The following is a 13,569-nucleotide window of genomic DNA, read 5'->3' on the forward strand; positions in this document are numbered from 1 at the left end:
GGGGCGGGGGTGCGTTGTGGGGTGCTGTTGTAACCACCCCACAACCCCCCCCACCCCCGACCACCCCGACCGAACGGCCACCACCGCCCTTGTCGCTTGCAGTACATGAAGGCCCCCTTCCTTGCGCCTGGCGCTAGGAAGGGGGCCTTCATGTACTTGACGAGCGAGAGGCCCGGAGGGTCAGTTCACGGTGACGGTCGCGAGCGAGGCATCCTGGCCGGGGTCCATGCCGCACGGCAGGTCGAAGGTGCCGAGGTCCGTCGGCGTCCCGTCGGCCCGCTTCGGCGTGACCTTCCCGGTGAAGCCGCCGCCCACGGTGAACACGATCGACCCGGGCTTCTTCACGGTGAGCCCGGGGATCGGTCCGGTGATGACGATCCCCAGCGGACCGTCCTGCGGCACGGCGGTGACCGGGAAGCCCAGTCCGTTGAGCGTGACGCCGAGTTCGGTGCCGTTGTAGTCGACGCCGACGGTCGCGGACGCGGTGCCGTCGATCGTCGCCGCGCCGATCAGGTTCAGCGCGGAGACGATGTCGCCGTCGAGGGAGACCGCGACCGAGAAGCCGGTGACGTCGATCGGCGAGCCGGCGGTCACCGCCTCGGGGAAGGTCGCCGTCACCGTGGCGGCGACCTGGCGCGCGCCGATGAGCGGCATTTCGCAGGTGAAGGTGAGGTTCTTGGTCACCGGCCCGGGCAGCGGGGCGGCGGTGGCACTGGCGGGCCAGGCGACCATGGCGCCGGCGAAGACGAGAGCGGCGGCGATCCGGGCAAGGGGTCTCAGGGACGAAAAGCGCGTCATGGATTCCTCCGGTCGAGAATGCGGAATGGAACGGCGAAGGCCGAAAAAACGTTACGGCGCAACGATCCTGTCAACAACACACCATCGTGCTCGGATCGATTCAGGCGACCGGACCCCGCTTGTTCTTGTCATCGGGCGACGATTTCCCCGCCGGACTATTGCCAGCTCCGTCATGGTCCTAACCGGACTCTCCGCGCGGCTGGCCCGATCCCTGCTCCCACCTCAGCCATCGGGACTCCGGGAGTGACGGATCCTGATCGGACCCCGCCAGGCACCGTCCGGATCCAGTGGCCGATCTCCTTGGGTGAGCCGCACTTCCCCGGCGCGGGCGAGCGCACGGGCCGCTTCCCGGGCGATCGGCAGCAAGGGACGCCACTCGTCGGCCACGGCTCTGGCCGCGTCGGAAGGGCAGGTGCTGCTGTCCTCGCCGCGTGCGGCCGCCAGCGCGAGGATGGCGGACCGTAGTCGTTCCGGCGGCGCCTCAGCGGTCAAGGCGACCCGGGCATGATCGGCCCCGGGACCGTTTCCGTCCCGGATCCGTTCCAGTTCCCGGCGCGGTGCCGACCGTCCGGCCATCCCCCACGATCGCACCGATCACGTCGCCTCGCTCGATGCCGATCCGACCCGGTCCGTTCGAAGTCGTTTACTCTTGTTAATTTCGGACAGAAGACCGGACAATTCTCGCCATTTCCGCACCTCGGCCGCACACTCGGCGGGCAGTGTGTTTCTTTCCCCCGGCCTTGGAGGAGTCACCATGCGTCGAAGAATCGCCCTGGCACTCGGCGGCGCCGCCGTCCTGACCGCGAGCCTCGCTTCCGCCGCCCTCGCCCCGATCGCCCAGGCTTCCCCCGGACTCATCGCCGCCATGCAGCGGGATCTGGGGCTCACCGCCGCGCAGGCCTCGACCCGTCTCACCCAGGAAATGACCGCTTCGCGCGTGATGCCGGCCGCCCAGCAGGCGGCAGGCGCGGCGTTCGGCGGCGCCTGGTTCGACGCGGCACGCGGCAAGCTCGTCGTCGGGGTCACGGATCCCGCCGCGGCGACCGCCGTCCGGCAGGCGGGCGCCGAACCCACCACGGTCGCGATCAGCGCCGCCAAACTCGACGCCGCCAAGGCCGAAATCGACATGTCGGCCGAGAGCCGGCCCGCTCCCGCCGCCGTCAGCGGCTGGCGCGCGGACCCGCGCAGCGGCAGCGTCGTCGTGGCGTTGCGGCCCGGCGCGCACGGTGCCGACGTCGACGACTTCCTCGCCCGGGCAAGGAAATCCGGTCCGGTCACCGTGGTCACCGCGCCGAAGGCCCAGCCGTTCGCGGCGGGCACCGTCGGCGGCGACCCGTACTACATCAACGGGAACACCCGCTGCTCGATCGGATTCTCGGTCCAGGGTGGATTCGTCAGCGCCGGGCACTGCGGCGGCACGGGCAGCTCGGTCGTCGGCTGGGACGGCTCGGCCATGGGCAGCTTCGCCGGTTCTTCCTTCCCCGACAACGACTACTCGTTCATCCGGATCGGCAACGGGTGGTGGACCGCGCCGGTCGTCCTCGGCTGGGGCACGGTGAGCGACGCGCTGGTCCGGGGCTCCTGGGTCGCGCCCGTCGGCACCTCGGTGTGCCGATCCGGTTCGACGACGCACTGGCACTGCGGCACCGTGCTGGGACACAACGAGACGATCAACTACTCGCAGGGCGCGGTACACCAGATGACCCGCACCAACGTCTGCGCGGAACCCGGCGACTCCGGCGGTTCCTTCATCACCGGCGACCAGGCCCAGGGGGTCACCTCCGGCGGCTGGGGGAACTGCGGTTCCGGCGGTGAGACCTGGTTCCAGCCGGTCAACGAGATCCTGCAGCGCTACGGCTTGTCGCTCGTCACAGCCTGACCCGGAACGCCCGTCGGGCTCTGCGGCCCGGAGCCCGACGGGACGTAGGCGGGCAAAGCGTCGAGACTGTGGCGCACGGCCTCGGCGCCGTACGCGAACATCTGCCGCTCGTAGTCGCCGACGGCGTCGAGAAGACTCCGGCGCCCCTCGTCGGCCTCGATCAGGCTGCGGCGCAACAGATCCGCGTCGCGCAGGGCGGTGTTCGCCCCGTTGCCGCCGGTCGGGGAGGTGGCGTGGATCGCGTCGCCGAGCAACGTGACCGGGCCGGGTGCCCAGCGCTCGCGGGGCTCGACCACCCGGATGGACAGGAGCGTGCTGTTGTCCGGATCGGACTGTTCGACGAGCTCCCGCAGTTCCGGATGCCAACCGTCCATTCTGGACAGAGCGGCTTCCTGTGGGGTAGACGCGCCGAGCGAACCGTCCGGCGGCAGGATCATCGCCCAGCGCACGTAGTCACGGACGTCGGGAAGGGTCGCCTCGGGCGCCAAGCGCTCGGCGGCCTCCTTCGGCGGGGTGCGGAAACGCATCGCCCCGAGCAGCAGGCTCACACCGTTCCCGGCGATCTTCGAGCCGAACGCCTTCGACAGTCCGGCGAAACGCTCTGTCAGCGTGGTGCGGCCGATGACGAACCGGACACCCGTGTCGGTCGGAGTGGTCCGCGGCGACAGCGTCGCGCGAACGGCGGAGCCGGCCCCGTCCGCCCCGACGAGCAGGTCGGTGACGACCGGGTCGCCGTGCCCGAACCGGGCGCCGACCTTGCCGTCGGCGAGAACGTCGTACCCGGTCAGCGCGGCCCCGGTGTGCACGGTGAGCCCGGACAGCAGCAGATGCCGGAGCACGTGCCGGTCGACCACGGTCCCGGTCCTGCCAGGGCCGAGCTCGCCGATCGTGTTCAGCAGCGGGTCCAGGACCAGCCGCTCGCCGTAGGCGTCGCCGACGATCGCGTCCAGCAGCGGATGCCAGCGTGGCGGCAGGCAACCGCGCACCGCGTCGAAGCCCACCTGGTTCAGCACGAGCCGGTAGCCCTGGAACCGGGCGGTGATCGCGGGATCCCGTTCGTAGACGTCGGCCTCGATCCCGGCCCCGCGCAGCCCCTGCGCCAAGGCGAGACCTCCCAGACCCGCTCCGGCCACTGAAATCCGCATCACACACCTCCTGGACGTCGTGAACGAACTTAGTTCGTCGCTCACGAACTAAGTTCTACTCGGCGAACTAAGTTCGTGTCAAGCTAGAGTGATCGGCATGCCCTCCGATCCACGGCAACGCCGAGCAGCCCGTCACGCCCAGCCCGGCGAGGACCCGGCGACGTCTACGGCACGCAAGAAGCCCATCACGGTCGACCGCATCACCGACGCCGCCTTGCAGGTCGTCGCCACCGAGGGCTACGACGCCCTGACCATCCGCCGGGTCGCCGCGGTGCTGGGCGCGGGGCCGTCGTCGCTGTACGCGCACATCGTCAACAAGGACGACATCGACGACCTGCTCGTCGGCAGGCTGTATTCCGGGATCGTGCTCCCCGAACCGGATCCGGCCCGGTGGCGGGAGCAGATCCGGGACGTCTACGCCCAGATCCGCGACCAGTACCTGAGCTATCCCGGTATCTCCCGCGCCGTGCTGGGCACGGTCCCGACCAACCTCGTCACCTTGCAGGTACGCGAAGGCCTGCTGGCGATCATGCTCGCCGGTGGCGTCGAACCGCGGACAGCGGCGTGGGCCCTCGACGCCTTGTCGCTCTACGTCAGCGCCTACGCCCTGGAGCGGTCGCTGGTCCGGCAACGACAGGACGACCCGGACCAGGAATGGGTCGTCAGCCGCGAGGACCTGCTGCGCCGGTTCGCCGCGCTGCCCGCCGACGCGTTCCCGAACACCCGCCGTCATGCCGCGGAACTGACGTCGGGCAGCGGTCAGGACCGGTTCGACTTCACCCTCGGCCTGATCATGGACAACCTCACCCGGCCCTAGGCCGCTCCTGCGAACGGCCCTCCGATCGAGGCTGTTCGGCCCTAGTCGCCCGTTCCCTCCCCGAGAACCGTGGAACCGGTTCATTCCCGCGAAACACCGGTCAGCGGCGCCCGGGGAAAGGGGATCCGATGTTCCGCACCGCCCTCCCCCTCGGCCGGTGGGCCGGAATCGCCGTACGGGCCCACTGGTCGGTCCTCGTCGTGCTCTTCCTGATCACCGATCTGCTGGCCTCGGCCTCACTCCCCCGGGCCGCGCCCGGCGCGAGCCCCGGCTGATACTGGGTCACCGGCGCGGTCACCGCCCTGGGTTTCCTCGCCTCGCTGCTGCTTCACGAGTTGGCACACGCCGCCGTCGCGCGGCGCCACGATGTCGGGGTCAAGCGGATCACGCTGTGGATGCTCGGCGGGACCGCCGAACTCGAGGAGGAACCCGCCACCCCGAGGGCCGACTTCCAGATCGCGATGGCGGGCCCGATCGCCAGCGCGCTGCTCGGCCTGGCCGGACTCGGGACCGCCGTCTTCGTGGCGGACGTCGTGCATCCCTTGCCAGCGGGCGGTTTGGCGTGGCTCGGCGTCGGCAATCTCCTGCTGGCGCTGGTCAACCTGCTGCCCGGCGCACCGCTGGACGGCGGCCGGATCCTGCGCGCGGCGGTCTGGTCCTCGGCGCGGCCCTGGGCATCGCGGGACTCGCGCAACTGCTTCTGCTCGGTCGGTTCACCGGTCTGTGGCTCGTCCTGCTCGGCTGGTTTCCTGCTCTTCGCCGCGCAGGCCGAATTCGCCGCGGGTCCGCTGCGCGAACGGCTCGGCGGCGTCCGGGTGGGCGAGATCATGGACCCGTCACCGACGATCGCGCCCGGCTGGTGGACGGTGGACGCCTTCGCCGAACACGCGGCGGGCGCCGGTCACGACCGGGTGTTCCCCGTGCTGTCGTTCGACGGCGTTCCCGTCGGCATCGTCGGTTTCGGGGATCTGATCCGGGTTCCGGCCGACGCCCGCCGCGCGACCAGGATCGAGGACGTGGCGCGCAAGGACCAAACGGTCACCGTGGTCGGTGCCGACGCCGAGGTGACCGAGTTGACGAAGCGCGTCTTCCTTCGCCACGGCCGTGATCTCGTCCTGGTCACCGAGGCAGGCGCGCTCGCCGGGGTGGTGGGCGCCGGCGACCTGGCCAGGGCCCTCGAACTCGCCACGCTGGGCCACCGCCCGCGGGCTTCGGCCCCGCATTCGCCCCGGGATCCGCGGTGAGCCCGGTCATTTCACCGCGCCGGGTCCGCGCGGGACCTCAGCAAGAGCCCGGGCGGCAGTTCCACCTCCAGCCCCATGATCGTCGCGGTCGGCCTGCGACGAGGCCACCACCCCGTTGTGGTGACGTCGATCAGATCGTCGGTGAACGCTTTGCGCTGCGCCGGGGTCACCGCGTGCCAGCGCATCTTGAACGCGGGGCGCACCGGCGCGATGAACGGCCTGACCGGTTCGTGGGCGCGGGCGAAGACGGCGTCGAAGTTCCGGTCCGGCACGTAACTCAGCTCCAGGTCGATCAGCGGATCCGGGCCGCCGGCGCGGTGGCCGCACCGCGCGAGGATCCGGGCGATCTCGTCCACCGCCAGGCGCACCGCGCCGGGCACCTGGTCCTGCCACCAGCCGAGGAACGGCGCGTTCAGCGACTGCGCGGTGAGTTCCTCCGGCAGGACGATCACCGCCCGGACCGCGGTGCCGGTGAGCTCGACGTGGAGCCGGGTCCATCGGCCGTCGGTGTCCAGGAAGAACCGCGGCAGCGGCACCGAGTTCTCGGCGCCGAGCCGGAGCCGCTCCTTCACCGCGACGAACGGGTGGTCCGACGGTTCGGGTCCCGTCGCGTGCCGGCCGTTCCGGCCGTCCGGGAGGACGAACACGAATTCGAGGCGATCGCCGGTGAGCTTCAACCCGGCCGGGAACAGCGATCCGAGACCGCACATGAGCGCCGAGCCGACAACGAGTGCGCTATAGCTGGACGCTCCTCCGGTCATCGCCGGCTCCCTCCGATCCGGGTGGTCGCCGCCGCACCCACGCCTGTCTTCAGATCTGCAACTCCGTCTCGATGCGCTTGAGATAATGGCGCGCCAGCGCGAGATTCGCCTGGTCCCGGTCCAGCACCAGGTACAGAAACAGCGAACTCCTGGCACTCACGGAATCCAGCAGGCGGATCAGGTGGTACTGACGGTGCAGGGTGATGAGGATGTCCTCGATGCTGTCGTTGAGCGCGAGCGCAGACATGACCCGGAGCTTCGACCTGACGACGTCGGTGTTGCCCGCCGCCGCGACCTCCAGGTTGAGCCAGTCACCGCCCCCGCTGGTGCCGAGCGACATCCCGCTCTCGTAGTCGACCAGTGCGACGCCGACGGCCCCGGCGATCGACATGGACTCCTTCATGGCGTTTTCGATGTTCATCAAATTCCACTTTCTTTGTTTCGATCGATTTTCAACTGGCCAGGATCGAGCTGATCCGGTCGATGACCGGGCGGCATTCGAAAAGAAGGCGGCCGACATTCAACTGCCGGTCGCCCATGATGACCATGAGTGCCATCCGATCGATGGCGTACACGGCCATGTAGCCGTCACTGCTGAACACCACTGTCTGCCTGAGCGTGCCCTTGCCGGTCACCTCGGCGGCCTGACGCGCGATCCCGAGATTCGCCGCGGCGAGCGCGGAGACCTCCGCGGGGTCGATACTCCTCGCCGCGTCGGCGACGATCGGTATTCCGTCGACCGCGGCTATCACCGTGTCGGTCACTCCGGCGACGTTGTCCCGCAGGGTCCGCAGTTCGGCGATCAGCGCATCGAAATCCACTACTCAATACTTCCTGTTTCAGAGGGCCCATCAGAGATTCCGCGATGAACGGCGCCACTCCGCGTGAACTCGATTCAGTGAAGCCGATACCGGGCAAGGATCACTCGATGAGATTTCTCGAACGCGAAGGAACGTACCACCGACGCCAGTCATCACCTATGCGTATCCGGGACCCGGCGGAGGTATCACGCGATCGGCCCAAACACTTTCCGTGTACGCACCAGGTCGTCAGATCGACCACCGTCTTCGTCGCGACGCCACCCGAAGCCGGGACGGTTCGCGAATTCCCGACGATCTCGGAAGACCAGCGAAAATGCCTTACCAATCGGCCACTCGTGGCGTCAGGGCGTCGTCGAGTGCGTTCTGCCGCTTGGCTTCCGGGTTCTGGTACTCCTTGACCATGATGTCGGTCGTCAGATACTCGTCGGGCCTGCTCGAAGGGCCGCCGGCGGTCAGCAAAGTGGTCGCCGGGTATTCGATCCCGCGAAGACCTTTCTCCCCGTCTTTCTCCTCCCGGTAGAAACGCGTGATCGCCAGGCCGTTGCTCACCGCCGCTTTCGCGCCGAGATGTACGGTCAATCTCTGCCCCGCTTCCGCCTGCCATCCCTTCTTCCACATGGGAGCCGCGAGAACCGGCACGAGAATGTGGGTGACCCCCATCGCGATGAGATGATTTTGGCGCTCCGGGCGGGTGAAATCCTCACACACCTGGACCGCGAATCGCCCGGCGCCGGACTCGAGCACGGTTATCAGGGAATCGTGGGAGATGCGCTCGTCGCGTTTGACCCCGCCGAGTTCGATCTCGTACTCCTTCTGCTTCTCCACCGTGAAGCAGAAACCCGACATCTTGTCCTGGGTGAGCATCGGCTCGACCCAGCCGTTGCGATGGACGAGAACGGCGCGGTTCGGCGGCCGGTTGCTGCCCGGCGCGGGCCCGGCGCCGAACACCGGGCCGGTCCCCAGAAGAAGCCACGTGAGCGAGCTTTCCTCGGGCCGGGGCGTGGCCCTGAGCTGCTCGCGCCATCGTTCGAGAATGCTGTCGTCCAGGCAGCCCTCGGGCAGGACGGCCAGCACCGCGCCGCTCTTGTCGAGAACGTCGAGCGCTTTCGCGATCCGGCCGCCGAGGCGCGCGCTGTCGGGCGCGACGGTGTAGAACCCGCCATCGGGATGATCCGGTTCCCAGCGCAGATCGTCCGGCTCGGCCAGAAAGGGCAGTTGCGCGATCTTGAGGGGCGAGCGCGGCAGGTCACGGACGGCGGCGACCCGCGAAAGCTGCAGATTGACGCTGACGTGCGGCGGAATGCGCAGCAGGTGCACGAAGTCGTCGAGACTTTCCCGGTCGGTGTTCGGCCGGAGCGGGAAAGTGCGGCGAGGCACGAGAGTGCCCCCCGTCTCGTCGTTGAGCCTGCCGTTCATCTCGAGCCGCACCTGGAGGTAGTCGAGCGCCCTGGCGCCCAGATGGCACGTGTCGGCGTTGGCGTCGAGAAGCGCGAGATCCAGACCGAGCAGGACGCCGAAGTCCTTCTGGCCGAACGGGAAGCCGGAGGTCCACTCCTCGGCGAGGAACCCGGTCGCCCGCACCTCGTCCCGGACGGCTTTCTCGACGTCCCGCACTCTCTCGTCCTCGGACCAGTCGGTGAGCTTGTCCCCGGGGACGTTCCTGAGCCCGTCGTACAGGTTGACGAACGCGTCGGCAGGATCCATACTTAACACTTCCTTGATTTTGGAGGTGGGGAGCCCATGCCCTCGATGGCGACAGCCGCAGCGGACACGACATCGGCGGGCGTAGCGCCCGCGCCGGACATCACGGCAGAGGACGCGGAGGGGCTTTCCCGGGGCTTCGACGCATGGGCGGCGAAGCTGAAAGAAGAGACCGGCGAAGGGAAGGTGCTCGGCGACCACGCGGCGGTCGACCGCTGGGCGGCGGCGGTCGGCAGATGGCTGGTCGACGCCACCCTGCTCGCGGACATCCCGGCACTGCGTTCCGCGCTGCGGGCCTTCCAGGCCGCGGGGATGCGGTTGCAGCCGGGCGGCGCGACGACACGTCTCGAAGCCGTCGTGACGGCGCTGGCCGAGGTGGCACGATCTTCACTCGACCGGGCGGAGCAGGCGGCGCTCGCCGATGACCTGGACCCGAAGTCGTGGGCGGCCAAGATGCTCGTGCTGGTCCACGACGAGCCGCACATCACCAGTTCCGACGTCTGTTCCCGGCTCGGCGCGCACGAGGCGCAGATCAGCCGCAGCGGAAAAACGCTGATGGAGCGCGGCCTGGTCGTCAAGACGCGGCTCGGCCGCTCGAAGGGCTGGTACGCCACTCCCCGGGGCGAAGCCGTCGCCACGCAGCTCGCGGAACGCGAGAACGAACAGCCACGTTCCGGGAATCGCGGCGGACGTTCCTGACCGATGTCGAGAATCGCGCTTTCACCACCCTCCGGCACGCCGTTCCTGCCTTAGTCGCCGGCGTCCGGAGGATGGTTACGCGTGGCGACGGCCACGAGACATATTTCGTTTCAGGTCGTGACCGCTTTATGACATCCGGCGGGCGAACAGGCCGTCCAGCGACGCCTGGCTTTCCTCGTCCATCGCGCGGTAGATCACCAAGAGCTGATCTTGATCCTGAAGTGGTGTGAGCACTTCGAAATGCAGTTCGAGCAGGCCCGCTTCGGGATGCCGGATCACTTTGCTCCCCCTGCCCTTGACCTTGACGTCACGTTCGGCCCACAGGCGCGCGAATTCTTCGTCCGCGGTGAAATCGGCGATGAGCTCGATCAAGGCCCGATCATCCGGATGCGCGGCCCACGCGGCGCGCAGATGAGCGATCGCTTCCCGCATCACGCGTTCACGGTCCACAGAGAAATCGCGGATCTCCGGATGTTTGAGGCATAACCACATCGAATTGCGCTGCGGCGGCCGCAAGGTGTCGAAATCCACCAGCAACCTCGCCATTTCGTCGTTCCAGGCCAGGATGTCGTAGCGGTGGTTCATCAGCATGACGGGCAACGGCGACAGATCGGCGACCAGCCGGGCCAGCGAAGGCGCCGCGGTGGTCGCGAGCTTGTCGGCGTCGCGGGGACGCTGCCTCGCCAGATCGTAGAGGTAGGCGCGTTCGTCGGGAGCCAGGCGCAGGGCCCCCGCCAGCGCCTCGACCACGTCCGCCGAGGGCCGCAGCCCGCGGGCCTGTTCCAGCCGCACGATGTAGTCGATGCTGATCCCGGCCAGTTCGGCGACCTCCTCCCGGCGCAGCCCGGGTGTCCGCCGGGACCGGCGGCGCGACGGCAGGCCGAAATCGTCCGGGTCCAGGCGCTCTCGCCGGGTCCTCAGGAACGCGGCCAGCTCCTGGGTCGTGTCCACGGTGCGGGTCGTCATGATCGGTCCAACAGCCTGGGTGGGATTGGTGTTCCCAGGATCTTTCCTCCCTTATCCCCTGCTCACGACGGTCGCAGACTCGTCTTCGACAACGGATCACGAGCACAGGAGGACACGATGTCGCTCACCCTCGACACCTACCGGCTGCTGGGCCGGTCCGGGCTGCGGGTGTCCCCGCTGGCGCTGGGCGCGGCGACCTTCGGCACCGAATGGGGCTGGGGCGCCGAGCAGGACGAGGCACGCAAGCTGTTCGACACCTACGTCGAGCGAGGCGGCAACTTCATCGACACCGCCGGCACCTACACGAACGGCAGCTCCGAGCGGCTGCTGGGCGAATTCACCCGGGAAAACCGCGAAAGCCTCGTGCTGGCGACGAAGTACACGACACTGCGCCGGCCCGGCGACCCGAATTCGGGCGGCGGCCACCGCAAGAACCTGTTCGCGTCGGTGGAAGCCAGCCTGCGGCGGCTGAACACGGACTACATCGACCTGTTCTACCTGCACCTGTGGGATTTCACGACGCCCGCCGAGGAGATCCTGCGCGGGATGGACGATCTGGTCCGGCAGGGCAAGCTCCTGTACATCGCGATCTCCAACACCCCGGCCTGGGAGGTGTCGCGGATGCAGGCGATCGCCGATCTGCGCGGCTGGTCACCGCTGGTCGCGTTGCAGATCGAGTACAACCTCATCGAGCGCACCGGTGAACGCGACTTGATCCCGATGGCCCGCGAAATGGGCTTGGGCGTCATCCCGTGGTCACCGCTGGCGGGCGGCGTGCTCACCGGGAAGTACGGCCGCGACGACCTGGCGCCCGCCGAGGACGGCACCCGAAGGAACCACAACCTCGCCTTGGGCACGCTCACCGAACGGAACTTCGCCATCGTGGACGTAGTGAAGGAGGTCGCCGCGGAAATCGGCCGCACCCCCGCCCAGGTCGGGCTGGCGTGGACCCTGCGGAACCCCGGCGTGACGGCGCCGATCATCGGGGCCCGGACGCCCGCTCAGCTGGAGGACAACCTGGGCGCGCTGGACGTCGACTTCACCGCCTCGCAGCTGGCCCGTCTCGACGAGGCGAGCGCCATCCAACTCGGCTTCCCGCACGAGGTACTCGCCCGCGACTCGACGCTCGCGATGACACGGGGCGACATGACGATCGAAGCGCGCCGCTGAGCGTCGGGGCACGTGGGTCGTGAGTGGCAAGTGACGTTCTAACGAACCCAGGATCAGGACACACAAGCACCCATATGGCCTAGGAAGGCGGGCTTGGCCAGGTCGAGGACATAAAGTGGGTGCAGTGAGCATGGCTGATTGCACCCACTGTTCCAGGTGATCTTCAAGCTCGCTCGTTTGATGATCAAGAAGGCGGAGGTAGCCGGACAAGACCGGCTACCTCCGCCTTCTTGATCATCGGCGAAAACTGCTTTACTCGCCAGAGTGGGCGAAAGTCGGCTTCGCGGCGCGGGATCGACGACCTGAGATTGCGAAACCACAATGCAGTCTTCCCAACTATTCCCGAGTCCCCACTGTTAGTCGTTGCTTGGCTCACTCTTTCGACGAAGCTCGGCATCCAGCTGAGCCCGTGCCTCCTCTTTCAAAACACGATTCTGCTGACTGTTGGTCGGCGTGGAGTTGACATCTTCCACCTTCTTTACGATGGCAGAAGCCGCGTTCTGAATGTAGTCCGACACTTTCCACCCACTCCTAACCCGCTGCAAACTAGGTTCCTAGACAGAAATTGCAAGCATGTGATGCTTGTTCGTTCATCCAGTCGCACGGCTGCCGACTAGCGTTACAGGTCGTGCGTACGAAAACGGGCAGTTGCCACAGATGCCGAACTAGCCGCAAGACTCGCCGGGATAACAAAGTTGTTACTACACTGCAACTCCTTGGAAAAGCCCGGCCCGGAGGGTAGCTTGTCGCCGTGGTCAAACCTCGTGATCGTCAGCGAACCGGCGGCGGTGATGCCGTAGACTCCTACGATAAGTCGATCTTAGACTTGGAGCGACTGCGCCGATACGCCAACCGCGTTTCAGCTGAGAGCAAGTCGCCCCCGAGTCCGAAGATTGTTCGCCAAGTGTCCAAATCGATTCCATCTACTGAAACGCGTCGTTGTGGATTTCTTGGACTTCGAACCGAGCTAGTTAAGGTTACGAAATCAATCCAAGTCAACGAAACCGTAATCGGCCCCCATTGGATTCTTCATCACACGACTCATCGAATCGAGTCCCATGATCGAGGCAAGTTCGTCGAGTTTGGTGAACAGAATTACTGGGCGCTTCAGAACGATGGAAGCCTGTTAATGATTTGGGATTGGGAAGAGTTCACCCGCTGGGATAATGGCATGACGCGATTCGAGAAAGAGTGCACGGCAAAACTGATGGCCGAGAAAGACATTCTTCGCCTCGACTTCGCTGACAAACGATACGATCACAGCCTCTCCGGGAACGGAACTAAGTTCTGGGGAAACCGGGAACCAGGGAGGCGAATCCGTCATGCCAAAGGAGTCGGATTGTCAGTTGCCCTCAAGGGATTGTTGCCATAAGGATTCCCTGGTGTTATTTCCCTGTACTTCGAGCGAGAATTGTCGAACTCGATTAACTCCAGGGCGTGGGTTTGACCAGGTCGCAGACCTGAAGCGCGCTTGAGTGATCGTGCTCGCCGTGTTCCACGGGCCTTGTTCTCCGTTGAACCGGTAATCGATGCGGCGCTAGCTGGACAAGTCCCCTAGTCGCTTTTCT

At 67.1% G+C, this 13,569-nt stretch carries 15 protein-coding genes; 7 read left to right on the top strand and 8 right to left on the bottom strand.

What is annotated here, in order from left to right; translation table 11 throughout:
• Nucleotides 1-180: 180 nt before the first annotated feature.
• Nucleotides 181-798 (bottom strand): DUF6801 domain-containing protein, encoded by a 618-nt coding sequence (locus AB0N89_RS31970; RefSeq protein ID WP_364212245.1) that lies wholly within the window; start codon nt 796-798, stop codon nt 181-183.
• Nucleotides 799-1,020: 222 nt separating this feature from the next.
• Nucleotides 1,021-1,374 carry a DUF3253 domain-containing protein gene (locus AB0N89_RS31975; protein ID WP_364212248.1) on the bottom strand — a complete coding sequence of 118 codons (354 nt, stop codon included), beginning with the start codon at nt 1,372-1,374 and terminating at the stop codon, nt 1,021-1,023.
• Nucleotides 1,375-1,552: 178 nt separating this feature from the next.
• Between AB0N89_RS31975 and AB0N89_RS31980 the strand changes: the two genes are divergently transcribed.
• Nucleotides 1,553-2,677, top strand: coding sequence for a S1 family peptidase (locus AB0N89_RS31980; RefSeq protein ID WP_364212251.1), 1,125 nt, complete (start codon nt 1,553-1,555; stop codon nt 2,675-2,677).
• On the opposite strand, the gene AB0N89_RS31985 is transcribed toward AB0N89_RS31980, so the two are convergent.
• Nucleotides 2,650-3,822, bottom strand: a complete 1,173-nt coding sequence (locus AB0N89_RS31985; RefSeq protein WP_364212254.1) for an FAD-dependent monooxygenase — start codon at nt 3,820-3,822, stop codon at nt 2,650-2,652. The two genes, AB0N89_RS31980 and AB0N89_RS31985, sit on opposite strands and share 28 nt — an antisense overlap.
• A gap of 88 nt (nt 3,823-3,910) precedes the next feature.
• Between AB0N89_RS31985 and AB0N89_RS31990 the strand changes: the two genes are divergently transcribed.
• The 3 genes from AB0N89_RS31990 (at nt 3,911) to AB0N89_RS32000 (ending at nt 5,883) form a co-directional block, all read left to right on the top strand.
• Nucleotides 3,911-4,639: a TetR/AcrR family transcriptional regulator gene (locus AB0N89_RS31990; protein WP_364212257.1), complete on the top strand. Its 729-nt coding sequence runs from the start codon at nt 3,911-3,913 to the stop codon at nt 4,637-4,639.
• Nucleotides 4,640-4,767: 128 nt separating this feature from the next.
• Nucleotides 4,768-4,914, top strand: coding sequence for a hypothetical protein (locus tag AB0N89_RS31995; protein ID WP_364212260.1), 147 nt, complete (start codon nt 4,768-4,770; stop codon nt 4,912-4,914).
• A 27-nt stretch (nt 4,915-4,941) separates the two neighbouring features.
• A complete protein-coding gene (locus tag AB0N89_RS32000) occupies nt 4,942-5,883 on the top strand; it encodes a site-2 protease family protein (protein WP_364212373.1) in 942 nt (313 codons plus the stop codon).
• Between the two features lie 11 nt (nt 5,884-5,894).
• On the opposite strand, the gene AB0N89_RS32005 is transcribed toward AB0N89_RS32000, so the two are convergent.
• From AB0N89_RS32005 to AB0N89_RS32020, 4 genes are all read right to left on the bottom strand, one after another.
• Nucleotides 5,895-6,644, bottom strand: a complete 750-nt coding sequence (locus AB0N89_RS32005) for a hypothetical protein (protein ID WP_364212263.1) — start codon at nt 6,642-6,644, stop codon at nt 5,895-5,897.
• Between the two features lie 49 nt (nt 6,645-6,693).
• Nucleotides 6,694-7,065 (bottom strand): hypothetical protein, encoded by a 372-nt coding sequence (locus tag AB0N89_RS32010; RefSeq protein WP_364212266.1) that lies wholly within the window; start codon nt 7,063-7,065, stop codon nt 6,694-6,696.
• 31 nt (nt 7,066-7,096) lie between these two features.
• Entirely contained in the window at nt 7,097-7,465 is a 369-nt protein-coding gene (locus AB0N89_RS32015) for a roadblock/LC7 domain-containing protein (RefSeq protein ID WP_364212269.1), read from the bottom strand.
• 318 nt (nt 7,466-7,783) lie between these two features.
• A complete protein-coding gene (locus AB0N89_RS32020) occupies nt 7,784-9,169 on the bottom strand; it encodes a hypothetical protein (RefSeq protein ID WP_364212272.1) in 1,386 nt (461 codons plus the stop codon).
• Nucleotides 9,170-9,214: 45 nt separating this feature from the next.
• Here AB0N89_RS32020 and AB0N89_RS32025 point away from each other — a divergent pair, with 45 nt between their 5' ends.
• Nucleotides 9,215-9,865, top strand: coding sequence for a MarR family transcriptional regulator (locus tag AB0N89_RS32025; RefSeq protein ID WP_364212275.1), 651 nt, complete (start codon nt 9,215-9,217; stop codon nt 9,863-9,865).
• A 126-nt stretch (nt 9,866-9,991) separates the two neighbouring features.
• On the opposite strand, the gene AB0N89_RS32030 is transcribed toward AB0N89_RS32025, so the two are convergent.
• Nucleotides 9,992-10,831: a helix-turn-helix transcriptional regulator gene (locus AB0N89_RS32030; protein WP_364212278.1), complete on the bottom strand. Its 840-nt coding sequence runs from the start codon at nt 10,829-10,831 to the stop codon at nt 9,992-9,994.
• A 117-nt stretch (nt 10,832-10,948) separates the two neighbouring features.
• Here AB0N89_RS32030 and AB0N89_RS32035 point away from each other — a divergent pair, with 117 nt between their 5' ends.
• The gene (locus tag AB0N89_RS32035) at nt 10,949-12,001 is read left to right on the top strand and encodes an aldo/keto reductase (RefSeq protein WP_364212281.1); all 1,053 of its coding nucleotides are present in this window, start codon (nt 10,949-10,951) and stop codon (nt 11,999-12,001) included.
• A 751-nt stretch (nt 12,002-12,752) separates the two neighbouring features.
• Complete coding sequence (locus AB0N89_RS32040; protein ID WP_364212284.1) at nt 12,753-13,373, top strand: hypothetical protein; 621 nt, start codon at nt 12,753-12,755, stop codon at nt 13,371-13,373.
• Nucleotides 13,374-13,569 lie beyond the last annotated feature (196 nt).

Origin of the sequence: Amycolatopsis sp. NPDC089917 (assembly GCF_040684635.1) — a bacterium.
GTDB lineage: Bacteria > Actinomycetota > Actinomycetes > Mycobacteriales > Pseudonocardiaceae > Amycolatopsis.